This is a genomic window from Paenibacillus sp. FSL F4-0125, assembly GCF_038008565.1.
Classification (GTDB): Bacteria; Bacillota; Bacilli; order Paenibacillales; family Paenibacillaceae; genus Paenibacillus_AQ.
On sequence record NZ_JBBOZJ010000001.1, the window covers coordinates 2350962 to 2377285 of the forward strand.

Sequence of the window (26324 nt, forward strand, 5' to 3'; positions counted from 1 at the left end):
GAATCCGTTGCAATATGCCGATGCTTATTATGCTCTTGAAGTTTTCGTGTGTCAAAAGACGGACGAGAGACCTAGAGCGCTGCAACAAGCGATTTATGCCATATAAACAGTTAAAATCAGCTTCAATCCTAAACTACAGGTTAAAAGTGTATAAAATGATTTAAAAAATTACAGTTTCTCGCAACTTTACATAATATTCCACAGTCTAAATAAGAGGGAGTGAATGTAGAGGAGGATTATCCATGGCTCGGCGTCAGTTTATCATGATTGTACTGACCTGCTTACCTCTTTTTTTAAATACGGGATGTAATGAAGGGAAGAAGGCTTCGCCGACGATTCAGTCTTCCATTTGGAAGCCCGAGGTTTTTTTACAAACATTGGATTATAAAGTTCAGAGCCAACCGGATAAATTCTTGGTGGGTGTACCACAGGATTGGGAGGTGAAGCTAGGGGAGTATCCAGAGGGGCTTTACTGGCGATTAGCTAACGTGTTCTCTAAAGATGCCGGTTTTGATTTGACTACACTGAAGGGCAGTGATGTTGAAGCATGGCGGTATTCTTTAGTCGACGGGCTACCTGGTTCGGAGGGACAAAGCGGATTTTCATATCCTTCCAATCTGATTCTGTTAGTACAATCAGGAAATACCGTTGGGGCTTGGCTTGAATTTAATGTTCAAAGCGTCGGTCCTTCCATTAAGAAGCGCAGTCTTACAGATATAACGGGTCTTACATTTGATGAGTGGACGGAGAGAGAGGGGCTGTTTGCTGATGCAGGAGAGAACGGAGACTTGGCTTCATTAGGACATTTCGAACTGTTGGATGCTTTTTTTCAAGCGATTCAGGAGGGTAATCATACCCGTGCCCGTGCATGTTTGAATCCTAATGCCTTACTCACGGCATTGACGGTTAACCGTCAAGCACATCATCTCTATAATTCGGGTTTTGGTGGTGAAAATGCACTCAGTGAAAGTATTGTAGAGGCTAAACCTAACGCTTATAAAGTGATGGATTATGATTCTGGTTCAGAAATTAAAGACATCGGTGATCGCACTACGATAAATGTTGTGGTAGATCTGTACATGAAATCGCTAAATCCTGTGTTCGATACCCCAGATGGTCAGGAGACACGCTTCGCAGTGTTGACCAAACATGCTAACGGCTGGAAGATTGGAGGACTTGGAACGGGGCCGTGAGTTGTTAGATTATCTATTCTTATTAAAAAAGGAGTGATCGCAAGTGTCCAAAAAAGGTTTGATCTCTAAAGTGCGAGTAAGAATGATGTGTAAAACTGTTATTGGGACTGTTATAAGCTTGATTATGCTCTCTCCATTAGTGGTAGCAGCGGATAGTACAGTGAATTTCCCAGATGAAAAGAAGTTATTGTCTGGTATTACAGGGCTGGATGCGGGGGATAGAAGTGCTTATGCCATCACAGCAGATGGAACGGCCTGGGCTTGGGGTGGTGGCTACGGATCTATTGGTAATGGGGCAACGACGCCGGCGTATACTCCAGTCAAAATGCATATCGATCATGTAAAGCAAGTTTCAGGTGGCTACCGTCATAACTTGATATTGAAAGATGATGGAACCGTGTGGGCTGTGGGAGGGAATGAACATGGACAACTTGGCACTGGAACGCAGTCGTTGACGGTTACTGTTGATCCCGTTCAAGTGCAAGGGCTAACCGGTGTGACCTCTGTTTCAGCGGGCGATTCATTTAGCTTAGCGCTTCGAAAAGACGGAACGGTCTGGGCATGGGGAGGCAATGAGCAAGGAGAACTTGGCGACAATTCGGGGAAAAACGGGCTAACACCGATGCAAGTGAAAGGACTACCCTCCATTTTAGCTATAGCTGCAGGTTCGAATAATTCAGTGGCACTTGGGAACGGCGGAGAGGTGTGGGTATGGGGCTCATCTAAAACTAGAGGCATTAAAAAGGATGCGGTTCTAAAGCCTACCCTACTTAAAGGCGGCGGGGAGTATAGAGCTGTTGATACGGATGGGTGGAGTGGAGCAGCTTTGAGATGGGATGGCACCGTTTGGTTATGGAATAATTACACAGATATGAATCCGGGTGGAACTTTACAGCCCATTCAGATTCCAGGACTCACTGATGTCGTATCGATGACAACGGACTCTGCAGTAAAAGCCGATGGAACCGTATGGCAGTGGACAGTTGGCGATAAAAATAAGATGAATGTTAAACAGATTAGTGGTATTCAAAATGCAATTTCGATTACCAGCGGGAACAGAAATCATTATGTGCTCTTAAAAGACGGTCATGTTCTCGCATGGGGAACGAATGAATTTGGACAGACTGGGTTGGGGGTTAGAGATTTTATGATTGACACGCCTCAGCCCGTGAAGAAATCGATTCAGGTGCAGTTGAACAATAATGAAATGGAGTTGACCATGCCTCCATTACTGCTCAACAATTCTACGTACGTTCCGCTAAGAGGAATATTTCAACAAATGGGCGTGAATGTACGTTGGGACGTTCCGGCGAGATCAGTGATTGCCGTGAAGGAATCTACATCTACTACGATAATCTTAAATTCGGTAAGTGGACAAACGACTGTAAATGGAAAAGTAATATCCACAGATCAAAAGCCGGTCTTTATTAATGATAGTGTGTATGTCCCATTAAGACTAATCAGTGAAATGTTAGGCGCTAAAGTGGATTGGGATGCAGAGGCTTATGCTGTTCAAATCCATACGAATTAGATAGGGGATTTTGACATTAAGTATTATTTGTATTAGTCTAACTAATACAAATAATACTTTTTTTGAATGGAAGGATAAAATGATCATTACGCTTGATTTTAAAAGTGATACGCCAATCTATGTACAGCTCCGAAATGAAATCGTGATTGGGATAGGCTCAGGTGAACTGGCGGATGGGGAGAAATTACCGACAGTGCGGCAAATGGCTGAAGATTTAGGTATTAATGCAATGACCGTGAACAAAGCGTACGCGATTTTGAAGAATGAAGGCTTCATATCTATAGATCGCAGGCATGGTGCAACAGTTGCTCCTATAGGGAATGGACATCCAGAGTTTAAGGAGAAGCTGGAAAATGAACTTCGGTTAGTCATTTCGGAGGCTAGTGTAAAAGGGATTGGACGGGAGGAATTTATGCAAATGTGTGCCGGAATCTTTTCATCGGTATCGTTTAAGTCTACATCCATCACGGAATAGGGGGACGCTCAGATGGCTATTTTCTTCTTTTTTATAGCTGTGTTTATTTTTGTGATTATGCTTCTGACGTTTATGAGCACCTTGAAGCCAAAGGACAATCTGTGGTTTGGGGTTAGTCTTCCGGGTTTTGCTCTTGAGGATGAACGTCTGCGCGAACTGCAAATCTCAACTGGGAAGATGTACAAAAAGTATGGATTCTTATTAATTTTATTCTTGATTCCTATCTTATTTTTAAGCTCCTATATATCTCTTTCACTGATCTTTTTTTATGTTTGGACGTGTGCAATGGTGCTTGTGCTTCGAATTCCCTTCATAAAAGCACATCGTGCGGCTACACAGTTGAAGCGGGAGAATGAGTGGTTCGTAGGAGAGAAGCGAATGGTTCGAATAGATACTAAGCTATCCCTGCTTAAAAAGAAAATGAGCCTTTCTTTATACTGGTACATAATTCCTGCCCTGATTGCTGCGTTATCTTTTACGATTCCAGTTCCGGAGGGGATTATTGATATTCTTCGAATGGCTGGTGGCACAGCATTAGGGTTGACTGTGTTTTTCTTTGTTATTGCAGTATCCTTTAATCGAATGAAGCCTAAAGTGTACACGGACAACAGCGAGACCAATATCCTGCTTAATCAAGCTAATCGTAGATATTGGTCCCTGCTATGGTTTGGAATGGCTATAATTAATAGCTGTATCGCTGTAATTACGGTATATGCCCTCCCCTTAAATGGGACAGCTTCAACTATAGTATGGAGTCTGGGTATCTTCTTTTTCTCTGTTGTTCCGGTCCTAGGGATCTTTTACGTCCATTATAAGTTGAAGCAATTTGAAACAACGCTCCTTAAAGGAGAACATGAAATTCTTTATACGGATGATGATGAATATTGGATCAATGGGACAACGTATAATAACCCCAATGATCGTTCTGTTATGGTTCCGAAGCGTCTTGGGATTGGTACTACGATTAATATTGGGACAAAAACGGGTAAGAGTATATATTACGGCCTCTTTGTATTCGTTGCATTGCTGTTGATCGGGACGGGGTGGATGGGCGTCCAGGCTGATTTCTCAACACCTACATTAACTGCAGATGGAAAGGGTACCGTTTCGATTAAATATCCGATGTACAACTACAGCTTCGCTATGAAAGATGTGCAAGAGCTTAAGCTTGTGGACAGTTACCCTTCAGGAGGCCGAAGAACAAATGGCGTAGCGACGGATACGGTAGCTATTGGAAACTTTAAGTTTGAGGAGTATGGAAAGAGTAAAGCGTATCTTGTTAAAAATTCTCCGCCGTATATTGTGATCAAATTACCAGAGGTGTATGTGCTCTACAACGCCAAAGATGCCACTGAGACTGAACGTACTTATGCGGAGCTGCAGAAAGGGAGTGGAATTTTTCATTGAAATTAAAATAAATCGTATGAAGTAGAACCCTCTTGTGATAGAATAATCTAGTTGTCCTAGTTTCCGGAAATTCACTCCATTCCAACGATTTTCATGGAATGTATAGGTGGATAATCGAGGAAATATGAGCATTCAAGAGTATTAACAAGAATCCTTGGAGATTTTACACAATAAACATCATTTTTTGTCGGTTTTTATTGATTTATTCAAAAATATTATGTATAATCAGCCTTGTTGATTTTGCAAATGGAATTTTAGGAGGTTTTTATTTTGGGAAAAGCGTTAATTATTGGCGCTGGCGGTGTTTCCAGTGTTGTTGTTCACAAATGCTGCCAGAACCCGGATGTATTTGAAGAGATCTGCATAGCTAGCAGAACTGTCGCGAAATGTGACGCTCTGAAAGATAAATTAGCCGGAGGCCGCACGAAGATTTCTACTGCTCAGGTCGATGCAGATAATACGGACGAAGTCATTGAACTGATCAAGAGCTTTGAGCCGGATGTCGTTATTAATGTCGCTCTCCCATATCAGGACCTGACAATCATGGATGCGTGCCTGGCAACAGGAGTGCACTATGTGGATACTGCCAACTATGAACCACAAGATACAGCGAAATTTGAATACTCTTGGCAGTGGGCTTATAAAGAAAGATTTGAAAAAGCAGGCCTTACCGCGTTGCTTGGTAGTGGATTTGATCCAGGTGTAACGGGCGTGTTCACAGCTTACGCTCAAAAGCACTATTTTGATGAGATTCATACCATTGATATTGTAGATGCCAATGCTGGTGATCACGGATATCCATTTGCAACAAACTTTAATCCTGAAATCAATATTCGTGAAATTACAGCCAATGGCCGCTATTTCGAGAATGGCGAGTGGATTGAAACTGCACCGCTTTCCGAGAAAAAAGTATATGATCTTCCGGAAATTGGACCAAAGGATATTTATCTTTTGTATCATGAAGAATTGGAATCCTTGGCCGTTAACATCAAGGGTGTGAAGAAGATCCGTTTCTGGATGACCTTCTCGCAGAACTACCTGACGCATTTGAAAGTGCTTGAGAATGTTGGCATGACTTCTATCGAGCCTATCATGTATGAAGGTAAAGAGATCGTTCCTCTACAATTCTTGAAGGCGATTTTGCCGGACCCGGCTTCCTTGGGACCAAGAACAAAAGGTAAAACGAACATTGGATGTATCATCCAAGGAACCAAAGACGGAAAGCCGAAAACTTATTATGTATACAATGTTTGCGATCATGAAGAGTGCTATGCAGAGGTTGGCTCCCAAGCCATTTCCTACACTACAGGCGTTCCTGCAATGATCGGAGCGATGTTAATTATAAAAGGTATCTGGAAGAAACCAGGCGTATTCAACGTTGAAGAGTTCGATCCAGATCCATTCATGGAAGCTTTAAATAAACATGGTCTGCCTTGGCAAGAAGATTTCTCGCCAACGCTGCTGGACTAAGGCGCGAGAAATGGATATTGATATCAGCGCAGTCCCGTCACCATGTTACCTTGTAGATGAAAGATTGCTTACACGTAATCTTGAGATTATGAATTCTGTACAGGAACGCACTGGAGCAAAGATTTTGCTCGCGCAAAAAGGCTTCTCCATGCATTCCTTGTATCCGTTAGTTGGGAAGTACTTGCATGGTGTAACCTCAAGCTCCTTGTTCGAAGCCAGACTTGGTTATGAAAAAATGGGCAAAGAGGTTCATGTATACGCACCAGCTTATATAGATAGTGAGTTTGATGAGCTCCTTGGATACTCCGATCACATTGTGTTCAATTCTTTTGACCAGTGGAATCGATTCAAGGATCGCGTAAAGAGCGCACCGAAGCATATCAGCTGCGGCATTCGAGTGAATCCGGAATATTCCGAGATCGAAGTTCCGCTGTATGATCCGTGCTACAATTATTCCAGAATGGGAGTAACTCTTCCTAACTTCAGACCGGAAGAGCTTGAGGGCATTGATGGACTACACTTCCATACCATGTGCGAACAGAATTCGGATACACTTGAGCGTACGCTCAAGGTAGTCGAAGAGAAGTTCGGACCTTATCTCAAAGGAATGAAATGGCTTAATTTCGGTGGCGGTCATCATATTACACGTCCTGACTATGACCTGGAGACCCTGGTCAAATGCATTCTGCACATGAAAGAGACTTACGGTGTGGAAATCTATCTGGAGCCGGGTGAGGCAGTAGCTCTTAATACCGGATATCTGGTAGCTACCGTTCTCGATGTGATGCATAACGGCATGGACATTGCGATTCTCGATACATCGGCAGAGTGCCATATGCCGGATGTACTGGCTATGCCGTACCGTCCGAACATTATCGATGCTGGACAACCCGGAGAATATCCTTATACGTACAGATTAGGTGGAATGACTTGCCTAGCGGGAGACGTTATCGGAGATTATTCTTTCAAGGAGCCTTTGAAATACGGTGATAGACTCGTATTCCTTGATATGGCCCATTATTCCATGGTGAAGAACCATATGTTTAATGGCGTGAACCTGCCTTCCATTGTTAGTTACAATGAAGAAGAGGGAATCAAAGTAATCAAACAGTTCGCTTTCGAAGATTTCAGCGGACGTTTATCTTAAGATTAAAAAGGTGTCCCGTGATGGGACACCTTTTTTGATTAACTCCTTATTGCATCGTGATGGCGATGCGCTCCTCCTGTGGGAGCCACTCCACATTTGCTCCGAGTTGCTCACTTATAAAGCGAAGTGGCAGATACATCGAACCGTTTACGATGAAGGGTAGTGTAGGAAGATTTACGGTTGTATTGTTCACCATCGTCGCTCCAGTTACACCGTTAATACTGATGGCGAGAGCCGGTTTATCTGTAGCGGCTCGTGTGATCATAATTTGTTTATCTATTGTTTTCGCAGCTGTAATGTTCTCTTTATAGGTAATTGTGGCTCCTAATTTTTCGAACAGCGATCGAAGCGGGACGAAATTTTGTCCGTTTCGAGTAATAACTCCATTTGAGAGTGGGATAGATTCTCCGTTTAAGGAGATTGAAATAGGCTTTTGCACTGGAACGGGCCCGGCATGGCTGAATTCATAGTCGCCATAGCCCAGCTGTGCGTCCTTATTGACACCCCAGCCCCAGAGTGAGCCGTCTTTCTTTTGCATGATGATATGTCGTCCGCCTTTCTTTAGACTACTTACTTCTGTATCGAGAAGTGTGAATTTTGAATCTGCGGGCATCATTTCGTTCTCAATGGAAGTTTGATAGACGTTTCCTTCCCCGGTTAACGCAACAATAGAGCGCTCTACGATGTAAGCATCAACTACATTCTTGATCCCTTTTAGAAGAATCGGTGGTTGTTCATGATAGGTTGTTCCGTCTGAGGAACCTGTAATGGTAGCGCCCCAGAACCATAATTGAGAGGCTCCATCAATGGCTAATAGGCTGTTCTGATTTCCTTTTAAACTTTTAATATTACTGATTCCCTTGAGAGGGGTCGCAGATAGATCTATTGGAGCTCCTTGGTTATTGTAATAATCTTGGACTGGCCAACTCCATATGGAGCCGTCCTTTTTAAGTGCCAGATTGTTTTTGATTTGAATAATATCCGTTAAATTCAGGATGGTTTCGAAGCTTTCGAAGTCATCGCGTGTAGTAGAAACAGTTCCATCTTTCTTTAAGAACACGTAACGTGTCCAGCTCTTATGAAGATCAGACTCATAGTAACCGCCCACAGCGGCCACGTTATCGACGCCGGAAACCGGTGTGAACGCGGAGGTAGTGAGTCCATCGGATGAAAGGGGGGCGCTTAGAATCGTCCCGTCTCCTTTAAGGGCTATCGTTCTATTTCCCGTCATGAATATATCGACCAGATTGTCTAGCTCTTGAACGGGGGTCACTTTAACGGCTTCAGAGTATGCTGATGTTCTCCATTGCCAGACCGAAAGGTCTTTCTTCATTACATATTGGGAACCAAAGTATGCTTGTACCTCATTCAGGTCATGGATTTGCGTAGGGACGGATCGATTACCTCCCCATACCCAAAAGGAACCATCTGTTTTGGTCAGATAATCCGCGCCATACGAAGTGAGGTTGGTAGTAGTGTTTGGGTTCTCTGCAGCTGCAGCTGCGCTTACGTTAGAGGCGAGGCTTAATACTAGAACAGCACTAACCATGCTGAGCCATTTTTTCATAGGAATACCTCTCTTTTCTTTAATAGATAATTTTGATATGTTCACGCTATAATCCATTATCTTACATTTAGACGCTAGAACTACTGGAAAAGTTTCTTCATATTTACCCACTCACAAGAAAGGTTTCATGTGATACAATAATTTAGTCTGTTTTTATAAACATAATAGAAAGTATAAGTTTCACACTATACTTTGTTCTTATATTTCCCGCTTAAACACTTACCGTTCTTGTAAGGACGCCGAAGGCGTTTATGCTTGAATGCTATTGAAAGGTTCGTATCTGAGGAGGAAGTCAGCGTCAATGAAATATGCACCGTTTATTGCAGTAGAAGGCCCAATCGGGGCTGGCAAAACAACATTAGCTTCTATGCTAGCAGAGGAATTAAATTTACCGATCATTAAAGAGATTGTCGATGAGAATCCTTTTCTGGCTAAATTTTATGAGAACATGGACGATTGGAGCTTTCAACTGGAGATGTTTTTCCTTTGTAATCGGTATAAGCAGCTTGAAGATACCGTTACACAGTACATAGATAAAGGGATCCCGGTCATTTCGGATTACCATATTTATAAGAACCTCATCTTTGGAGAACGAACACTGAACGGAACGAAACGTGAGAAGTATCGGCAAATTTATCATGTGCTTACGGATGACCTGCCAAAGCCGAATATCATTCTCTATATTAAAGCCAATTTAGATACGTTATTAACCAGAATTGAAAAACGTGGGCGTCCCTTTGAAGAGGGGATGGATACTGCGTATTTGGAGCAATTAATTAAAGATTATGATGACGCGATGGCCTCTCTTGCCATTCAGGAGCCTTCGACCGTAATTATTACCATTGATGGAAATGCAGTCGATTTCGTGGAGAATCCAGAACACTTCACTGAAATTGTCTCTTATATAAAGGAGCTAATGAAATGAATTCATATCATATCCCGGAAAATGCCATAATTACCGTGGCTGGAACTGTCGGGGTGGGGAAATCCACTTTAACAGGCGCCTTGGCCAAAAGACTTAATTTTCAAACCTCGCTAGAGCAGGTCGATCACAATCCTTATCTCGAAAAGTTCTATCATGATTTTGAGAGATGGAGCTTCCACCTGCAAATCTATTTTCTAGCTGAACGTTTTAAAGAGCAGAAGAAGATGTTCGAACTCGGCGGTGGTTTTGTTCAGGACCGTTCCATCTATGAAGATACCGGTATTTTTGCGAAAATGCATGCAGATCAAGGTACAATGTCCAAAACGGATTATGAAACCTACACTAGCTTGTATGAAGCTATGGTTATGACGCCATACTTCCCGCACCCTGATGTGCTGATTTATATTGAAGGCAGCTTGCCTTCCATCCTGACCCGAATTAATGAACGTGGCCGTGAGATGGAAATTCAAACGGATGTTTCCTACTGGGAGCATATGCATGGCAGATATTCGAAATGGATTAACGAGTTTACGGCTTGCCCAGTGCTTCGTTTGAACATTGATGATTATGATGTAAATGATGAGGCTTCGATGTCTGATATTCTTGTGAAGGTGGGCAATGCGATTCGTAAGCCTGTCGACAAAAAATAATAAAAGATGATTAACAGCGCCTGGAGTTCGGGTGCTGTTTTTTTTATTCAATTTATCCTGTACTGCTGTGCTGTTGGACAGAAATAGAAGAGGGCTTATTTCGCTGGAAGAGTTGAGCTACTGAGATGAAAAGGTCATAATGCATGTATCCCCTTACGTGCTCGTCACAACCAGAGCGTTCGGCATACATTGCTTTTGAAAGATTCGGATGGACCGTTTTTGGATATTAATGTGTAGAAAATACGAAGGAGTGAACGTTTTGGAGTATACAGAGACTCAGGCAGAATTGATTATTGATGCTCAGGCAGAGCTGGGAGAAGGACCGCATTGGGACGCTGAATCCAACCAATTGTACTGGGTAGATATTACGGGCAGGAAGCTTAGAATATATGACAGAGCCACAGGCAGTGAAACCGTCCACTCTTTTGACCTTATGGTCAGCGCAGTTATTCCAACTACTGCCGGTGGCCTTGTTCTGGCTATGGAGAATGGAGTTTATCTCACTTCCCTCGAAGGATCTCCTGTCCAGTTAGCTTCGATTGAAGCAGAGTTTCCACGCAACAGATCAAATGATGCCAAATGCGACCGGCAAGGCCGACTTTGGTTGGGGACAATGAGTATGGACAATGAGCCGAAAGCAGGGGGATTATATGTCCTTGAGCCCGACGGATTTTGTCGCCAAGTGTTGTCTGGCATTGGTATTTCGAACGGTTTGGCGTGGGATTATGCCCAGAGCAGAATGTATTTTATTGATACGCCTACGAGACAGGTGGATGTATTTGACTACGATGAAGTGGCCGGAAAGATCAGTAACCGGAGAGTCGCTTTTCAAATTCCTGATGCTACAGGATCGCCAGATGGAATGACAATAGATAGCGAAGGAATGCTTTGGGTCGCCCATTGGGGCGGGGGTTGTGTCTCACGTTGGGATCCGAATTCGGGGAAGCAAATTGGTCTGGTTCGAGTTCAAGCGCCATTTGTCACCTCATGCACCTTTGGCGGTAGTGATTTAACAGAGCTTTACATTACGACTGCAAGGACAGGACTAAATGAAAAGGAGATCCGTCAGTATCCGCATGCGGGAGGATTGTTTAAGGCTAAGCCGGGTGTGAGTGGTCTGCCGTCAGCGAGCTTTCAGGCTAAGGAGTAGGTGAGTCCCTGTTAGGGACATAAAATTTATATCTACATGCTTGGTAGTGTGGCTGCAGCAAAGAAACAAAGCTGTCCGTGAGTTAAGGAGAGCGCACATTGGGAGTGCGTTCTTTTTTGTGCAGTATGCCAGATTGCGTTCCTCATGATACAATAAGGGACAAGTTTATAAGGATGAGGTGACTTTAATTGAAGTATGATTTCGATCGCGTAATTGACCGCCGTAATACACGTTCTTACAAGTGGGACCAGTCCGAGAAGTTGTTTGGTGAGAAGGATATTATGCCGCTTTGGGTGGCAGACATGGATTTTGAAAGTCCTCCCGCAGTGAAGGAAGCGATTCTGCGCCGCGCAGAACAAGGGGTTTACGGTTACAGTGTACCTAGTGACTCTTATAAAGAATCTATCACGTCGTGGTTCAGAAGACGGCATGATTGGGAAATTAAACCGGAATGGATTTCGGACTCTCCCGGAATTGTAACTTCCTTAAGTCTTTCCGTTGAGCTGTTTACCGAGCCGGGAGACGAGGTTATTTTACAGTCGCCAGTTTATTATCCTTTCTATGATGTCATCAAAATGAATGATCGGAAGGTTGCCAAGAATCCGCTTGTGATCAGAAATGGACGCTTCGAGATGGACTATGAGCAATTGGAAGTTCTGATGCAAGGCGGAGCAAAGCTGCTGCTCTTATGCAGTCCGCATAATCCGGGTGGTCGAGTATGGGAAAGAGAAGAACTGCTGAAGCTTGGTGAACTCTGTCTGCGTTACGGCGTGACTGTAATTTCCGATGAGATTCATTGTGATTTGGCGCTTCCGGGCTATGAGCATATCCCTTTTGCATCCTTATCAGAAGAAATTGCAAATATTACCCTTACCACCCTTGCCGCGACTAAAACCTTCAATCTTCCGGGCATTCAATCTTCTTTTATCGTGTCTTCGAATCCGGAATTGAAGCTTAAGTTTGATCAAAAAATGAAAGCACTGAGCTTACATATGGCTAGCTTCTTCGCTCAAGATGCAGTACAAGCTGCTTATAATGATGGAGAAGAATGGTTGGATGAGCTATTAGAGTACGTTTCAGGTAATGTGGATTATGCGATTAGCTATCTGTCGGAGCATTTGCCACAGGTCCAAGTGATGCAACCGCAAGGCACCTACCTGCTATGGGTAGACTGCCGTGGGCTGAATCTGGATATTGATGGGCTTAAGCAGTTGATGTACAAAGAGGCTAAAGTCGCTTTTAATGAAGGTTCTATTTTTGGAACCGAGGGACAAGGTCATCTGCGGATCAATCTAGCTTGTCCTAGATCTATTCTAGTAGAAGCTTTAGAACGCTTTTGCCGAGCAGCAGCAGCTTATACAACGAAATAACAGATATTTCTGAAGCTTGATGATTCCTTCTAAGGGGATCGTCGAGCTTCTTTATTTTGCAAAAGGGTAAAAAGAATAATAAAATGGAGTCCATTACGTCAAGCAGGAGGACTTCAAATGAAATGGGTAGCTCAGCTTCCGTATTATAAGATACAGCGGGAAATCAAGGATGGAGAACAACGAAGTTTTCCGTGTAATAGGCTAATGTATCTGTACAAAGATAGAATTGTAACTCGTCATCGTGAATTTCCAATAAAAGATATTTTAGATATGTCCTATCGCTCAATGGGGGATACTGGAGGTATGTTCTATCTGCATACGAGTAAGGGCGTATATGCTTATTTGGTAGAGTGTGATCCTGAAAGTTTTATTAATACTTTTAAAGAACAGCTAATGAATAAAATTGAGCGTTCTGATAGGCCGTGATATGATAATCCATACGACATTGCACAAATGGGAGAGAACATAAATGAGTAAAACACGAATTATTATTGATGCAGACACAGGGATTGACGACGCACTGGCAATTCTATATGCCTTGCGTGCTCCAAATGTAATTGTAGAAGGAATTACAACTGTTTTTGGGAATATTGATGTCGAGAAGGCAGCGGACAATTCACTGCGACTGATTGAGCTTGCTAAACCCGATTATGAAATTCCTGTAGCGATCGGAGCATCCAAGGCACTCGTTCGTGAGCATTCAGGTTACGCCACTCATGTGCATGGTGAGAACGGCATTGGTAATGTGGAAATTGCACCATCCAGCCAGCGTCCCATTAGCGAAACTGCATCTGAGTTTATTGTTCGGATGGCTAATGAGAATCCCGGAGAAATTGTATTAGTTACACTGGCACATCTAACCAATCTCTCGATGGCGCTTGATATGGACTCTGGTATTAAGAATACTTTGAAAAAAGTAGTGGTGATGGGCGGTACGATCTTCAATCCCGGCAATAGAACACCGGTTGCGGAAGCGAATATTGCTGGAGACCCGGAAGCTGCTGATCATGTATTTACATCTGGACTTCCCGTTATGATGGTGGGTTTAGACGTTACGCTTAAGACGCGGATCACTCAAGAGCATATTGATTTATTAAATCGTTTTGGGCGTGAAGAAAATAAAGCGATCATTTCGTTTATGGAACAATCGCTTACTCATTATTTTAATTTCTACCGTGAAGCGAACTTTTTGATTAACAGTGCACCGCTGCATGATCCGCTCGCGCTTATGGTTGCGCTGCAACCAGACCTTGTAACTTACAAAGAAATGAATGTTCGTGTGGAGCACAAAGGTGAGTTTACATCGGGAATGGTCGTAGCGGATTTGCGGGCTCAGCCAAAAGTGGGTAGCCCTATACAAGTTGCTGTGGACGTAGATGTTGAACGAGCGGTGGGGACTTTTTTGAGCGTGTTTATGTAGTTTAGTCGACTTTTTCTGATGTGAAAAATAATATCGAAGCTCATAGATGACAATCTATTAATTTTACAATTGGATAATCTTTGGTAAAATGGTAGGAGACATATAAAGAGTTTAAGAGATTACACTTCATATCATGGAAGATGGGAGACTTAACAGTCATGAACAAACGGATTGGTAAATTAGTCTTATGTCTGGCGATTTCGCTAGGCAGCACCACAGCTGTATTCCAAAATACTACACAAGCAGCCCCCGCAGGGGGAGTTAGTATTGTGCTGGATGGTTATGCACTCCCGTTTCCAGTAGAGCCTGTTGTGATGAACGGAACCACGATGGTCCCATTCCGAGCAATATCTGAAGCATTGGGGATCAACGTAGAGTGGAATCAAGCGCTTAAGAAAATTACCGCGACCAAAACGGATACAGCGGGTACTAAAGTGGTAACTTTGACCCTGGGTAGCAAAAATGCAGGCGTAAACGGCGAAGTTGTGAAGCTGGGGGTTGCCCCGCAAACGATCCGCAATAACACGATGATTCCGCTTAGCTTCTTCGGCCAGCAGTTTGGTGCGGGCGTAGCATGGGATCAAGCGACGAAGACCGTCTCAATCACTTCACCAAAGACGGGTATGTATAAGCTTGGTTTCTATGCGCTTAGTTCATACAGCGAAATTTCGTTGCTTTCTAGCTTTGATGCTGTAGCTTTTGGGTGGAGCGGAATTGATAAAACCGGACAATTCACCACGACAGGCACTGACTTTAGATGGCCCCAAGCTGCTGGGGATGTAACTCCAGAGTCTATTATCTCAAATGCAGCAGCAGGGGGCACAGCGCCTTATCTGATGGTCTTTTCGGGTGATACTGCATCCGAGCTGACGAAGAACCTGGAAGATAAAGTGCTTCAAGAGCAGACGATTACAGGAATTGTCGATCTGGCTACACAAAAGGGCTTTCAAGGAGTTACGCTGGATCTTGAGGGACTGGGTTTAACAGGAGATAAAGCAAAGGTGCAAGCCGATTATAATGCTTTTGTGAAGAATCTGTCTCAAAAAGTACACGCAGCAGGTCTTAAGCTTACTGTGATCCTTCATCCATTAAACAGCTCTTATAAAGGTTATGATTACAAGACGCTAGGCAGCCTAGCAGATGATTTGGTCATTATGTCTTATGATTATTTGAAAGAGAAAAAAATTCCAGAGCCGATGAGTTTAGTTGATGAAGGCATCCGGCTTGCACTTCAGCAAGTAAGTAAGGATAAGCTGATTCTGGGTATTTCCGTTTATAGTGAGAATGAAACTTCAGTGAATTCTAAGGTTGGACTTGCCAAACGTTATGGTCTTAAAGGGATTGCGATCTGGCGCGTGGGCTTGATTGGGCAGCCTGTCTGGAATGAGATGGGGAAATCGGTGGAATTGTAAGGAAATGTGATATGAAAAGAAACAGGCTGCCATCTGGCAGCCTGTTTTATTTATACATACCATTCTTTATGGACTCGATGGTGGTGAACATCTGTGAATATACAGATTTAATATTGTGTTCATTTACTTTGTCGTTATAAAGACCGTATCCCCAAAATTTAGAGGCTTCACCAATTTGAAGATAGCCAGTAGCATACATACCAGAACCCGTATCAGAGATGTCCTCATACGAAATGTCTTCGTGCACAAATGGCATATATGACTTTGTGGTCTCCATAAAGAAGAAAGGAATTCCTGCCTTTGTATATACTTTAACATACTTGTTGTCGTCCGCTTCTTGCAGATGCTCCTTCATAATTATTACGGCATCATAATTAGAGGAGAGCTTTGTATAATCTTCTAATTCATCAAAGGAAATACTGGTGAAGCGGATCTGATCTTCTCTTACTTTCGGGACTTCGCCAACAACGCCTACGGATAGGCCTTTTCCTGAGTACAGCGGTGTATCAACCGTATCAGCATTAGATGTACAGCCTGTAACAAATATGAATATTAGGATAATGAGTGCGTTTCGAATGATTCTCCTCATTTTTTGGCTCCTTTCAAGCGTTCTGCATGAGTTGTGTTAGCTTACAATAAAGCATTATACTGGAAAATAATGGTGTGGACCAGTAAATGGGTCATGGACTTCGAACAACATGATTCTGAGGAGGGTTATTTTGCATCCAATTACAGCAATAGAAATCATATTTTCGGTTGTTTTTGTCCTCATTCTATTTGGAGTAGCCTTGTTTTTACCCCATAAGATTAGGAAGCCTAGTTTAATTATAGTATCTTCAATCACTGTACTTTTGTTATTATCCTTCGCTATTCGCCCCTACTGGATTGACTATCAAGTATCCCGAAAAACAGAACAACTCAATCACTATTTGGAGGAGAGATACCCTAATCAAGAATGGGAAATTAGTCGACAAGTAGGTAGACAATATAATCCTTATCATTTACAAGTAAGATTTAAAAACGAAAAAGGTTGGATTTATATTTATTCAGTAGTAAATGAGAAGAAAATTCACCAGAGTGTTTGGATACCACCGGGTGGTAAGTTTTTCGAAGAAGGAAAACATTACGAGAGTTATCAATTGGAGTAATTGCTAAGTAGATGAAATATTGGACTGTTATAAACCTCACATTAACCTATGCCATAAACCTTTATAATCTCTAAGGTTGAACTCTTGAACCAAATTCATTTCTTAAAGGAGGACTTTAGAGTATGAGATATAAAGCATTGGAATTAGACAAACCGCTAAATTATGAGCTGGAAGGCTTAGAAATAGGAGTCACCTCGAACTGTAATTTTCGCTGCGATTATTGTTGTGCTTATAATAGAAATGATGGACAAAGTATCAAAGCCAAAGAGGTCATCCGGATTCTTGAAGAGCTTCCGGGTCTAAAAAGAGTGCGTTTATCAGGTGGCGAGGTCACACTAAAGTTCGATGACTGTGTAGAGATTGTGAACTACTGCTCATCCAGAGGGATTCAGACACAGCTCAATTCTAACGGTAGTCTTTTAAATGCTGAACGGATTGATCAATTGGTCGTTGCCGGATTAACGACGATACATATTTCCTTTAATTTTACTACAGCGGACGCGTTCTCTCGTTATTATAATATTCATCCAAGCATCTATGAGAAAATAAGAGAGAACATTACTTTGTTCGCGGCCACAAGTGTAGATACGGTGCTGGAGACATTATTGTTCAGTGAAACGCAGGATAACATGAAGGAAATTAGTGATCATGTCTATGCTATGGGCGTCAGAACACATGAGATTCAGAACAGTATTATCATGGATCATACCGGCTGGAAATCAATTGCTGCCCGCGAACAATTAAAGAACGCTGTAAGTGAACTGATAGCACAGAAGAAAGAGGATACAATCCTGTATTTCACCTGCATGGACCGCTTTATGGATGCGCTTGGCTTCGAGGAGCAACCGGGCGTTTATTTTCCTCACTGCATAGAGGGCAAGAAACAGCTTCATCTACATGGAAATGGAGATATTTTGATCTCTGAATTATGCCACCCGGTTATTATTGGAAACATTTATCAGGGGACTTCACTGAAGGACTTGTATAGTAACATGCCAGCGCCTTTGGCTCAGTTCCTGGATAAACTGCCATGCCCAGCACTGGACGCATTGTTTCCGCAAGGGGTTTAAACCGTTTAGCGATTCTATAGAAATTACTTCTAGGAGCCAATTTTAATAATTGGTTCCTTTTTGTGTGGTGGATTAATGGAAAGTCCTGTATGATCTCTGTAAGATTATAGAGGCGTTTACCACTTAAATTTGCAGATAAGGATTGTATGACATCCATACATATGGTGTGCGACACATGCTTATGAATATAAGAAATGGACTCATCAAATCCAATGTTGTACTCGAAAAAATCATGCCATTATTAACACCTACTGCCATCGTGGTTGGCGTACTTAATGAAAGCAGACTGCTACCGTTCACAGGTCTTGTTCCTTGGATTTTTGCCTTTATGACATTGATCGGAAGCTTGAAGTCCAATCTCAAGGATCTGCTGGGTGTACTGCTGAAACCACAGAAGCTGATAGTGTTGATGATCATTCTCCATATCGTGATGCCGCTTATCGGCTGGCTCGTTGCAAGTGCTGTCTTTCCAGGAGATCCCTACACTGTGACTGGATTTGTACTGCTGTTCGCAATCCCTACGGGTGTCGTTAGTGTGGTGTGGGTATCCATATATGGAGGGAATATTGCACTGACTTTGGCACTTATTCTGATAGATACACTCTTATCACCGATTGTCGTTCCGGGTACCTTGTATTTGCTCATGGGAGCAAGTGTGGAAATTCAGCTGGGGGAAATGATGAAAGGGCTCCTATGGATGGTTGTCATTCCTTCGGTGGTCGGCATGCTTCTGAATCAATGGACAAAGGGCAAGGTGAATACAGTATGTGGACCGCCGCTTTCCCCGTTTGTAAAGGTTGGATTGTTTATGGTCGTTTCTATTAACGGTGCCAGCATTGCTCGTTATCTAAAACACGCGGATAGTAAATTAGCGATTATTATTGGCGTAACTTTCTTAACGGTAGTTCTTGGATATGTAATCGGAGCCTTGGTATCACGCCGATTCCGCTTTAGCTATGAAGATTCTGTGGCTGTGCAATTTAATTCCGGCATGCGTAATTTAAGCGCGGGGGCTGTGCTCGCAGTAAAATATTTCCCTCCGGCTGTTGCACTCCCTGTCATTTCAGGAATGTTATTTCAACAAATACTCGCCGCAATGTCTGGTCTATTTTTACGGAACAGAACTAAAAGCGCCTTAACGGGTGGTGCAGTCACGCAAGTGGATACAGTTTCCCAGTCAGAACAGCCTATTTCATCACAACGGTAAAACAGGTCTTATTAACTATTCCATAAAAAGTGTCCAAACTTGTAGAACTAGATTTTTTTCATTTATATGCAATAATTCGACATTTTTTGATATTTTCCGTATTTTCGCTTAGTCAATATTCACTAATTTATCATGATATCCGATAGTAATTGTATTATTTACAATTGCTTTGTTCATGAATGAGCAAGTTGTCGGAAGGATGAGAAGCGTATGAAGATTCGCCTTAAGCTATCATTTATGTTGATAGGAGTAACCCTGTTATGTATAACGGTAATGGGAGTATTTACGTATTTGAAGTCAACTCATGCGATTGTGAGTCTTACTGAGAATTCAATGAAGCAGGTCAATACGAATAAAGCACAGACCATATCGTCCATGATTTCGAAAGAGCAGAGAAGTATTGAGCTTATTGCCGGTAGGTCGGAAATTGTCGAATTGCTGCTTCAAGCAGGAAACGGCGGAGTTGCCAAAGGGGATAAGCTTCAGAATGAGGTGAATATCAGCCTTCAGGAAATCGTGGAGGCTGCAGGAAACCTTGAACATGTTTTTGTCAGTGATATGAAGGGCATCGCTGTGGCTGACAGTGACACCAAGCTTATAGGTACGGATTTTAGTGATAGAAATTATACGAAGAAAGTAATGGAGACTGCGGCGCCGGTAATTAGTGAAACGCTGAAATCGAAATCTACTGGAGCTTATGTGGTGGCTTTTGTGCATCCTGTGAAGAGTAACGGGAAGATGATTGGATATGTGGCTTCAGCGGTTTCAGCAGATAGTATGATTAAGTATTTGGCAGATGCAAAAGTAGTAAATACAACGACCTCGTATGCTTATCTTCTCGATGAGAACGGGAATACACTGTATCATCCGGATAAGAAGCAGGTAGGACAACCTGTTGCCAATGACCAAATCATGGCTGTTGTGAAGCGTGTGAAATCCGGTGAAAAAGTGGAAGATAGCCTTCTTAGTTATACATATAATGGTGTGGATAAAAAATCAGCCTATACAGTTATGCCTGAGACCAACTGGTTGCTGGGGCTAACTGCTAATTTAGATGAAATTACGAAGCCAGTGAATGAGATGAGAAACTTTAATCTGGTGTTAGGTGCGGGAAGTTTGATTATAGCATTGCTGATTGCTTTATATTTTGCCCAAAAAATCTCTTCACCGATTGTTAAACTGACAGAGTTGATAAATAGAACGGCAGAGCTGAATTTGACGTATGACGCCCAGTATGAGTATCTGACGAAAAACAAGGATGAAACCGGGACGATCGCCAAAGCAATGCTCCGCACACGTGCTATTCTTCGTGATATGGCTGGCAGTCTAATTACGATCTCAAGCAAAGTGCTAGATAATGCGGAAACGCTTGAGAAGCTGTCCATAGATGTTCGAGAGAATGCACATGACAATTCAGCAACTACACAGCAGCTATCGGCTGGGATGGAGGAGACAGCAGCTTCAACACAAGAGATGACGGCAGCGATTACTGAAATTGATATTAATGTATCCGAGATCTCCAGTAATGTGAAGGAAGGCGCTGAAGTTTCCAAACAGATCAGTGAGCGGGCGATGGTGTTACAAGATGAGGCGTTAGAGTCTACGGATAATGCTAAGCGAGTGTATGAATCTGTTCGTATCGATATGGAAAAAGCAATTGAACAGTCGAATGCGATCTCAGAGATTAATGTACTGGCGGATACGATTCTATCGATTACTAGTCAGACCAATCTGCTTGCTTTAAATGCAGCGATTGAAGCGGCCAGAGCCGGTGAGGCAGGTAGAGGATTTGCTGTTGTAGCTGGTGAAATCCGCAAGCTGGCTGAGAAATCGTCAGAGACAGCGGCTGGAATTCAAGGAGTCGTTTCCGGCGTATACACTTCTGTTGAGTTAATGAAGGAAAATTCAGAGGCGTTACTCGCTTTTATAGACCAGAATGTTCTTGGGGATTATGAGCGCTTAACGGAGGTAAGTCAGCAATATAACAGAGATGCTACTACAGTGAATATGTTGATGAATCAATTCGAGACTGCGGCCGATCATCTAAGTATGGCGGTATCCAGTATATCTATTGCGGTCAATGAAGTGGCTGCTACAGTAAATGAGGGGGCTATCGGTATCCAGGATATTGCGGTAAAAACTGCCGATATCGTAGAGAAAACTTTCCATGAAGTTACGGTGGCTGACGAGAATACCCAAAGTGCCAAGGAGCTACAGGGGCTGGTAGATCGGTTTAAGATCTAAGAAGGATTAAGGGAATCTTTATCTGTCATTCATAAAATATTAAGCTTGCAAGGTTATAGTACATGTATAACCTCCCTTAATATATAACTTGCCCCGCCGGTGATCGGCGGGGTCTTTTTTTGAGCAGTACTTAAGAATGATCCTTATTTAGTGATGAGATAAATAGCTTCTTCCAGCGGAACGATAACCTCTGTTTGTTCTTCCATATCCTTCAGACGTACTTTATCGACACTGGATTCGCTCTCGCCGATCAGTATAACGTAACGGATGTTTTTGGATGAGGCTGTGGCGAGCTGCTTTTTTAATTTTCTTTTACCGGATACGAGAGTGGTTCTTATAGAACAAGCACGCAGCTCGGCTGCTGCAATCAAAGCTTGTGGTAGTGTTTCACCAATCGGAATGACCATAACATTAGCTGCTCTATTTTCTTGGGTAGGTCGTTCTGCTAAGAGTGCCATGATAGACTCCATACCAAAAGACAACCCCACCGTAGGATATTGAATATCCTCTCTTCCTACTAGCTGTCCGATAATTGCGTCATATCTGCCTCCGCCACCCAAGCTAGAGGTAAAGGTCCCTGAAGCATCAAAGATCTCGTAAACTGTTCCTGTGTAGAATGAAAGACCTCGGGATAAGAAAGGATCGAAGCGGCAAGTCTCCTGTAGTCCGATGTCTTGGATTAGATTTTGCAGGACGAGAACCTCTGATGCACCCGGTTGTGTTGTGAGATTGTATCTGTCGCATAACCGCTCAAAGCTTGGATTGTCCATTTCGATAAGTGCTAGAATCGCTGAAATGGTTGCAGATTCAAGCCCTTTGGTGATCAACTCGTTCTCGATTCCGCTAGTGTTGATTTTTTCAAGTTTATCAAGAGTAAGCATAACGGATAGTTGCTCTTCAGCAGGTACGCCAATGGACTCCAGAATCTCACTGAGAAAACGTCGGTTATTCCATTTTAGGATGATAGGGATGCCTAGCTTGCGGAAAGCTTCGGTAGCTAGCTGCATTAGCTCTGCTTCAGCCTCAGGGCCGGAAATGCCGACCACATCGACATCACATTGCAGAAATTCACGCAGACGCCCGCGTTTCACAGGTCCATCTCGGAACACTTTTCCGATCTCATACCGCTTGAAGGGGAACTCTATTCCTGGATTTAAAGCGATCACTTTGGCAAAAGGGATGGTCAGATCATAACGTAACCCCAGTTTGCGGTTGCCTTGATCCGTAAGCTGGTACATTTCTTTGAGAATTTCATCCCCGCCTGCATATTTCGAGGTCAGTAACTCCAATTCATTTAATAGTGTCGTATCCATCGATTCAAAATCATAGAGCTCAAACAAGTCCTGCAGCGTATTTTGAATGTTCTTTCTGAGCGCTTGCTCTTGACCGAAGTAATCATAAGTTCCTTTAATGTTTTGCATCATTAGTAGCTCCTTTGAATTGGCATAGTTTAGAAAATAAAAAAACGCGCAGGACCTCTTGGTCCTGCGCGTGATCTATGCCGCAGGGAGGCCAACGCGAGTAGCGTTAGCCTCCCTGAAAAAATTCAGGAGTGCTAACGCTGTTTGTGATAATAATGAAGTTGATTCAGCATGATTGTATTTGTATTCATCAGAACCAATTCCCTTCGAAATTTTGATTACTGCCGATTATAGCGGAACATTTAGAGTCATGCAAGTAACAATTTATAATAGCTTCGATTTCTTGTGGGCGAAAAGACCAGTTATCAGCTATAATAGGGCTTCGATATTCCTTAAGGAAAGGGAGTTTTTCTACGATGAATGAATCTTTAATTATAGCTCGGACCGAAGATTTTGTTAAAGAACAACTTGGACAAGACACTACGGGTCATGACTGGTGGCATTCCGATAGAGTGCGAAACACCGCTGCTGATATTGCCAAGATCGAGAGCGCAGATGTCTTTGTCTGCACGATGGCCGCCTTGCTGCATGATGTTGCTGACGAGAAGCTTAATCCGTCTAAAGAAGAAGGTTTGCTTAAAGTACGTACTTGGCTTTCTTCAAATCTTACAGATGAGGAACAAATTAATCATATTATGATGATTATTGAGACGATGTCCTTTAGTGGTGGCGGCGGAGAACCGATGCAGACGCTTGAAGGCCAAGTGGTCCAAGATGCCGATCGACTTGATGCGCTTGGTGCGATTGGCATTGCCAGAACCTTTATTTTTTCAGGGGCGAAAGGTCGTCCAGCTTATGATCCGGAAGTGTCCCCAAGAGAGGAATCGCTTCAAAAGGAGTACAGGGATTACAGCAAAGGAACGGCTATCAATCATTTTTATGAGAAGTTATTAAAGTTAAAATTCCTGATGAATACAGCCTATGGGCGCAAGTTATCAGAAGAACGGCATGATTTCATGCTTAATTTTCTGGACCAGTTCTATAAGGAATGGAATCAAGGGAGCCAATAGCTGTTATAATGATAAGTATGCACAAGATGAAGGATCGCGGAGTTTCCGCTTTAACCAGAACAATCGGCATAGAAGAGGTTGAACGATGAGTGAATTGCAATTTAGAGATTATGAGTTAAACGAAGACATTATTAAAGCGCTGGATGTCCTAAAATATGAGACGCCAACAGAAGTTCAAAGCAAAGTGATCCCTGTAGCTCTCCAGCAAAAGGATCTGATCGTTAAATCGCAAACGGGTAGTGGGAAGACGGCAGCTTACGGAATCCCGGTCTGTGATTTGGTGGATTGGGTGGAGAATAAGCCGCAGGCTTTGATTCTAACGCCTACTCGGGAGCTTGCCATGCAAGTGAAAGAGGATATCACCAACATTGGACGATTTAAACGGGTTAAGGCCGTGGCTCTTTTCGGTAAGCAGCCTTTCGCTCCACAAAAAATTGAACTTACCCAAAAAACACATGTTGTCGTAGGTACGCCTGGACGTGTGTTCGACCATATTGAAAGAGGTACGCTTCCGCTAAATCGGATCAAGTATTTGATCATCGACGAAGCAGACGAAATGCTGAGCATGGGGTTCATTGAGCAGATCGAAAAGATCATCAAGCAGCTGCCCCAAGAACGAGTGACTTGTGTTTTCTCCGCGACATTACCGGAAGTGATTAAGAATTTGTGCCGGAAATATATGAGCGATCCAACGGAAATTGAGATTCAAGCAAGTGGTATTACAACCGCTACAATTGAACATGCGTTGATCGAAGTGAGACAAGCTGCCAAATTCTCGCTGCTGAGCGATATTATTACGGTGGAGAATCCGGACAGCTGTATTATCTTTTGCCGTACACAAGAACAGGTGAATGCGGTATTTAGAGGGTTGGCTGATCTGGAATATCCTTGTGATAAGATCCACGGGGGGATGGAGCAGGACGAGCGTTTTGAGGTCATGAATGCTTTTAAAAGAGGGCAGTTCCGTTATCTAATCGCTACAGATGTGGCGGCTAGAGGTATTGATATCGAGAACATCACCCACGTGATTAATTACGATATTCCGCTGGAAAAAGAAAGCTACGTGCACCGTACAGGCAGAACGGCTCGTGCAGGTAAGACAGGTAAAGCAATCACTTTCGTCACTCCGAATGAGCAAAAATGGGTGAAGGAAATCGAGGGCTATATTGGCTTCAGTATCCCACCTATGAAAGCTCCTTCGGATGATGCCGTTGCTTACGCGAAGGAAGCGTTTGAGCAGAAGATTAACAAGCAGCCTGTCCGCAAGAAGGACAAAAGCGAGAGCTTGAACAAAGAGATCATGAAGCTGTACTTCAACGGCGGCAAGAAAAAGAAGCTAAGAGCCGTGGACTTTGTCGGCACAATCGCGAAGCTTGAGGGTATATCTGCAGAAGATATCGGTATAATCTCGATTCAGGACAATGTGACCTACGTGGATATTTTGAACGGTAAAGGTGCAATGGTATTGCAGGCGATGAGAGAGACGACCGTGAAGGGTAAGCAGCTTAAAGTGCATATTGCGAAGAAATAAGTGCGTGAATAGCGATTTATCGCGGATCACCATTCATAAGTGCCGCTATTGAGGCGGTTTATATTAAGAGGGAGTCGTGTTCTTTGCGCGGCTCCTTCTTTCTTTATTTTTTAACAGACTTAAAATAGAGGATTAATCTATCGGTATTCAGAACTGTTACTAAATAAAGAGGTGGTATAGTGAAAAGTGAATTTAAGAACGTTAGAATTCCAGCGATTCTGCAAGTTCTAATGGTTGTATTTTTGCATTTTATAACTATCTATTTTTTGAAGCTGAATACTGAGGGATGGAATGAAGAAATGGTAAGGCAGATGTTCTTAATGTATTCAGCACCAATATTTCTTACATATATGTCTTGCAAGATGGCTTTACAGACGAGGAAGCTTAGGTACAACATTGCATGGTTACTCATCAGCACTTTACCTAGTATGAGAATTCTATTTTACTTAAAAGAATACCAAGGGAAAAAATCTGGGAATCCTGGATTCATTGAATTTGATTTTCCTCAGATAGAGCTTAGTTATCTTTTTCCTGTTAGCTACTTGGGTATCCAATTGATAATGATAATAATATTGTTGGTAATGATATTATCGAAGGAAAAACCAGAAGTTGATTAATATATTTACATAAAATATGGAAATTCGATTTGGGCGTAGATGAAACTAGGTTGTGTTTGAGTGAGCGTTTAGATTTGTATTGTTTGATATTAGGGAAATCCTCCCTAAAAATTGCTGATTTTCACTGGATTTTACGTTTTTTAGGGAAATTCTCCCTATAAATCACCTGAAATCCACTATTATGAGCAAATGGGGTGAATTTAAGGGGAGGAATTCCCTAATTGTTAAATTTGGGGCTGTATTATCAATGAAATTGAGGAGGAATTCCCTAATTCTATCCTCACGTTTCCAAAAGATCACTACTTTATTGGACCATTACTCCCTATAACTCTATAGCCCCATCACACTCTAACTTCCGG

23 protein-coding genes are annotated in these 26324 nt (G+C 42.7%); 20 read left to right on the plus strand and 3 right to left on the minus strand.

Features of this window, described 5'->3' with window-relative positions; all coding sequences use genetic code 11:
• Positions 1-242: 242 nt before the first annotated feature.
• From NST74_RS09965 to nspC, 6 genes are all read left to right on the plus strand, one after another.
• On the plus strand, positions 243-1193 hold the full coding sequence (locus tag NST74_RS09965; protein ID WP_341111815.1) for a DUF4830 domain-containing protein: 951 nt from the start codon (positions 243-245) through the stop codon (positions 1191-1193).
• Between the two features lie 43 nt (positions 1194-1236).
• Positions 1237-2724 carry a stalk domain-containing protein gene (locus NST74_RS09970; RefSeq protein ID WP_341111816.1) on the plus strand — a complete coding sequence of 496 codons (1488 nt, stop codon included), beginning with the start codon at positions 1237-1239 and terminating at the stop codon, positions 2722-2724.
• Between the two features lie 79 nt (positions 2725-2803).
• Positions 2804-3199, plus strand: coding sequence for a GntR family transcriptional regulator (locus NST74_RS09975; protein ID WP_042126163.1), 396 nt, complete (start codon positions 2804-2806; stop codon positions 3197-3199).
• A gap of 12 nt (positions 3200-3211) precedes the next feature.
• Entirely contained in the window at positions 3212-4606 is a 1395-nt protein-coding gene (locus NST74_RS09980) for a DUF5808 domain-containing protein (RefSeq protein ID WP_341111818.1), read from the plus strand.
• 270 nt (positions 4607-4876) lie between these two features.
• Entirely contained in the window at positions 4877-6076 is a 1200-nt protein-coding gene (locus tag NST74_RS09985) for a saccharopine dehydrogenase family protein (protein WP_042126167.1), read from the plus strand.
• Between the two features lie 10 nt (positions 6077-6086).
• Positions 6087-7223 carry a carboxynorspermidine decarboxylase gene (gene nspC, locus NST74_RS09990; RefSeq protein ID WP_042126170.1) on the plus strand — a complete coding sequence of 379 codons (1137 nt, stop codon included), beginning with the start codon at positions 6087-6089 and terminating at the stop codon, positions 7221-7223.
• Positions 7224-7269: 46 nt separating this feature from the next.
• Here nspC and NST74_RS09995 read toward each other — a convergent pair whose 3' ends face one another.
• Positions 7270-8790, minus strand: a complete 1521-nt coding sequence (locus NST74_RS09995) for a stalk domain-containing protein (RefSeq protein ID WP_341111821.1) — start codon at positions 8788-8790, stop codon at positions 7270-7272.
• Positions 8791-9091: 301 nt separating this feature from the next.
• On the opposite strand from NST74_RS09995, the gene NST74_RS10000 reads away from it, so the two are divergent.
• From NST74_RS10000 to NST74_RS10030, 7 genes are all read left to right on the plus strand, one after another.
• Positions 9092-9715 carry a deoxynucleoside kinase gene (locus NST74_RS10000; RefSeq protein ID WP_341111822.1) on the plus strand — a complete coding sequence of 208 codons (624 nt, stop codon included), beginning with the start codon at positions 9092-9094 and terminating at the stop codon, positions 9713-9715.
• Complete coding sequence (locus tag NST74_RS10005) at positions 9712-10365, plus strand: deoxynucleoside kinase (protein ID WP_339290192.1); 654 nt, start codon at positions 9712-9714, stop codon at positions 10363-10365. Before NST74_RS10000 ends, NST74_RS10005 begins: the two co-directional genes overlap by 4 nt.
• Before the next feature lie 259 nt (positions 10366-10624).
• Entirely contained in the window at positions 10625-11515 is an 891-nt protein-coding gene (locus NST74_RS10010; protein WP_341111823.1) for an SMP-30/gluconolactonase/LRE family protein, read from the plus strand.
• A gap of 188 nt (positions 11516-11703) precedes the next feature.
• Positions 11704-12885, plus strand: coding sequence for a MalY/PatB family protein (locus tag NST74_RS10015; protein WP_341111825.1), 1182 nt, complete (start codon positions 11704-11706; stop codon positions 12883-12885).
• 117 nt (positions 12886-13002) lie between these two features.
• Positions 13003-13311, plus strand: a complete 309-nt coding sequence (locus tag NST74_RS10020; protein WP_341111827.1) for a hypothetical protein — start codon at positions 13003-13005, stop codon at positions 13309-13311.
• 43 nt (positions 13312-13354) lie between these two features.
• Positions 13355-14305, plus strand: coding sequence for a nucleoside hydrolase (locus NST74_RS10025; RefSeq protein ID WP_341111829.1), 951 nt, complete (start codon positions 13355-13357; stop codon positions 14303-14305).
• Between the two features lie 158 nt (positions 14306-14463).
• Complete coding sequence (locus tag NST74_RS10030; RefSeq protein WP_341111831.1) at positions 14464-15717, plus strand: stalk domain-containing protein; 1254 nt, start codon at positions 14464-14466, stop codon at positions 15715-15717.
• 46 nt (positions 15718-15763) lie between these two features.
• Here the strand turns inward: NST74_RS10030 and NST74_RS10035 are convergent, their stop codons facing one another.
• Positions 15764-16306 (minus strand): hypothetical protein, encoded by a 543-nt coding sequence (locus NST74_RS10035; protein WP_341111832.1) that lies wholly within the window; start codon positions 16304-16306, stop codon positions 15764-15766.
• A gap of 130 nt (positions 16307-16436) precedes the next feature.
• Here NST74_RS10035 and NST74_RS10040 point away from each other — a divergent pair, with 130 nt between their 5' ends.
• The 4 genes from NST74_RS10040 to NST74_RS10055 all read left to right on the plus strand — a co-directional run bounded on the left by NST74_RS10040 (position 16437) and on the right by NST74_RS10055 (position 21386).
• Positions 16437-16865 (plus strand): hypothetical protein, encoded by a 429-nt coding sequence (locus NST74_RS10040; RefSeq protein ID WP_042126217.1) that lies wholly within the window; start codon positions 16437-16439, stop codon positions 16863-16865.
• A 122-nt stretch (positions 16866-16987) separates the two neighbouring features.
• Positions 16988-17935, plus strand: a complete 948-nt coding sequence (locus NST74_RS10045; protein WP_341111835.1) for a radical SAM protein — start codon at positions 16988-16990, stop codon at positions 17933-17935.
• A 175-nt stretch (positions 17936-18110) separates the two neighbouring features.
• Positions 18111-19142, plus strand: a complete 1032-nt coding sequence (locus NST74_RS10050; RefSeq protein WP_341111838.1) for a bile acid:sodium symporter family protein — start codon at positions 18111-18113, stop codon at positions 19140-19142.
• Between the two features lie 210 nt (positions 19143-19352).
• Positions 19353-21386 (plus strand): methyl-accepting chemotaxis protein, encoded by a 2034-nt coding sequence (locus tag NST74_RS10055; protein WP_341111840.1) that lies wholly within the window; start codon positions 19353-19355, stop codon positions 21384-21386.
• A 143-nt stretch (positions 21387-21529) separates the two neighbouring features.
• Here the strand turns inward: NST74_RS10055 and NST74_RS10060 are convergent, their stop codons facing one another.
• Positions 21530-22807: a histidine--tRNA ligase gene (locus NST74_RS10060; protein ID WP_445668184.1), complete on the minus strand. Its 1278-nt coding sequence runs from the start codon at positions 22805-22807 to the stop codon at positions 21530-21532.
• Between the two features lie 356 nt (positions 22808-23163).
• Between NST74_RS10060 and NST74_RS10065 the strand changes: the two genes are divergently transcribed.
• The 3 genes from NST74_RS10065 to NST74_RS10075 all read left to right on the plus strand — a co-directional run bounded on the left by NST74_RS10065 (position 23164) and on the right by NST74_RS10075 (position 25965).
• Positions 23164-23817 (plus strand): HD domain-containing protein, encoded by a 654-nt coding sequence (locus NST74_RS10065; protein ID WP_341111843.1) that lies wholly within the window; start codon positions 23164-23166, stop codon positions 23815-23817.
• A gap of 85 nt (positions 23818-23902) precedes the next feature.
• Positions 23903-25348 carry a DEAD/DEAH box helicase gene (locus NST74_RS10070; RefSeq protein WP_341111844.1) on the plus strand — a complete coding sequence of 482 codons (1446 nt, stop codon included), beginning with the start codon at positions 23903-23905 and terminating at the stop codon, positions 25346-25348.
• Between the two features lie 179 nt (positions 25349-25527).
• Complete coding sequence (locus NST74_RS10075; RefSeq protein ID WP_341111846.1) at positions 25528-25965, plus strand: hypothetical protein; 438 nt, start codon at positions 25528-25530, stop codon at positions 25963-25965.
• The last annotated feature ends 359 nt before the right edge of the window (positions 25966-26324 follow it).

Coding starts and splice junctions, on each gene's coding strand:
- NST74_RS09975 (WP_042126163.1), top strand. CDS start 2,804: ATGATCATTACGCTTGATTTTAAAAGTGATACGCCAATCTATGTACAG.
- NST74_RS09995 (WP_341111821.1), bottom strand. CDS start 8,790: ATGAAAAAATGGCTCAGCATGGTTAGTGCTGTTCTAGTATTAAGCCTC.
- NST74_RS10060 (WP_445668184.1), bottom strand. CDS start 22,807: ATGCAAAACATTAAAGGAACTTATGATTACTTCGGTCAAGAGCAAGCG.
- NST74_RS09965 (WP_341111815.1), top strand. CDS start 243: ATGGCTCGGCGTCAGTTTATCATGATTGTACTGACCTGCTTACCTCTT.
- NST74_RS09980 (WP_341111818.1), top strand. CDS start 3,212: ATGGCTATTTTCTTCTTTTTTATAGCTGTGTTTATTTTTGTGATTATG.
- NST74_RS10035 (WP_341111832.1), bottom strand. CDS start 16,306: ATGAGGAGAATCATTCGAAACGCACTCATTATCCTAATATTCATATTT.
- NST74_RS10000 (WP_341111822.1), top strand. CDS start 9,092: ATGAAATATGCACCGTTTATTGCAGTAGAAGGCCCAATCGGGGCTGGC.
- NST74_RS10030 (WP_341111831.1), top strand. CDS start 14,464: ATGAACAAACGGATTGGTAAATTAGTCTTATGTCTGGCGATTTCGCTA.
- NST74_RS10005 (WP_339290192.1), top strand. CDS start 9,712: ATGAATTCATATCATATCCCGGAAAATGCCATAATTACCGTGGCTGGA.
- NST74_RS10065 (WP_341111843.1), top strand. CDS start 23,164: ATGAATGAATCTTTAATTATAGCTCGGACCGAAGATTTTGTTAAAGAA.
- nspC (WP_042126170.1), top strand. CDS start 6,087: ATGGATATTGATATCAGCGCAGTCCCGTCACCATGTTACCTTGTAGAT.
- NST74_RS10025 (WP_341111829.1), top strand. CDS start 13,355: ATGAGTAAAACACGAATTATTATTGATGCAGACACAGGGATTGACGAC.
- NST74_RS10050 (WP_341111838.1), top strand. CDS start 18,111: ATGCTTATGAATATAAGAAATGGACTCATCAAATCCAATGTTGTACTC.
- NST74_RS10045 (WP_341111835.1), top strand. CDS start 16,988: ATGAGATATAAAGCATTGGAATTAGACAAACCGCTAAATTATGAGCTG.
- NST74_RS10020 (WP_341111827.1), top strand. CDS start 13,003: ATGAAATGGGTAGCTCAGCTTCCGTATTATAAGATACAGCGGGAAATC.
- NST74_RS10055 (WP_341111840.1), top strand. CDS start 19,353: ATGAAGATTCGCCTTAAGCTATCATTTATGTTGATAGGAGTAACCCTG.
- NST74_RS10070 (WP_341111844.1), top strand. CDS start 23,903: ATGAGTGAATTGCAATTTAGAGATTATGAGTTAAACGAAGACATTATT.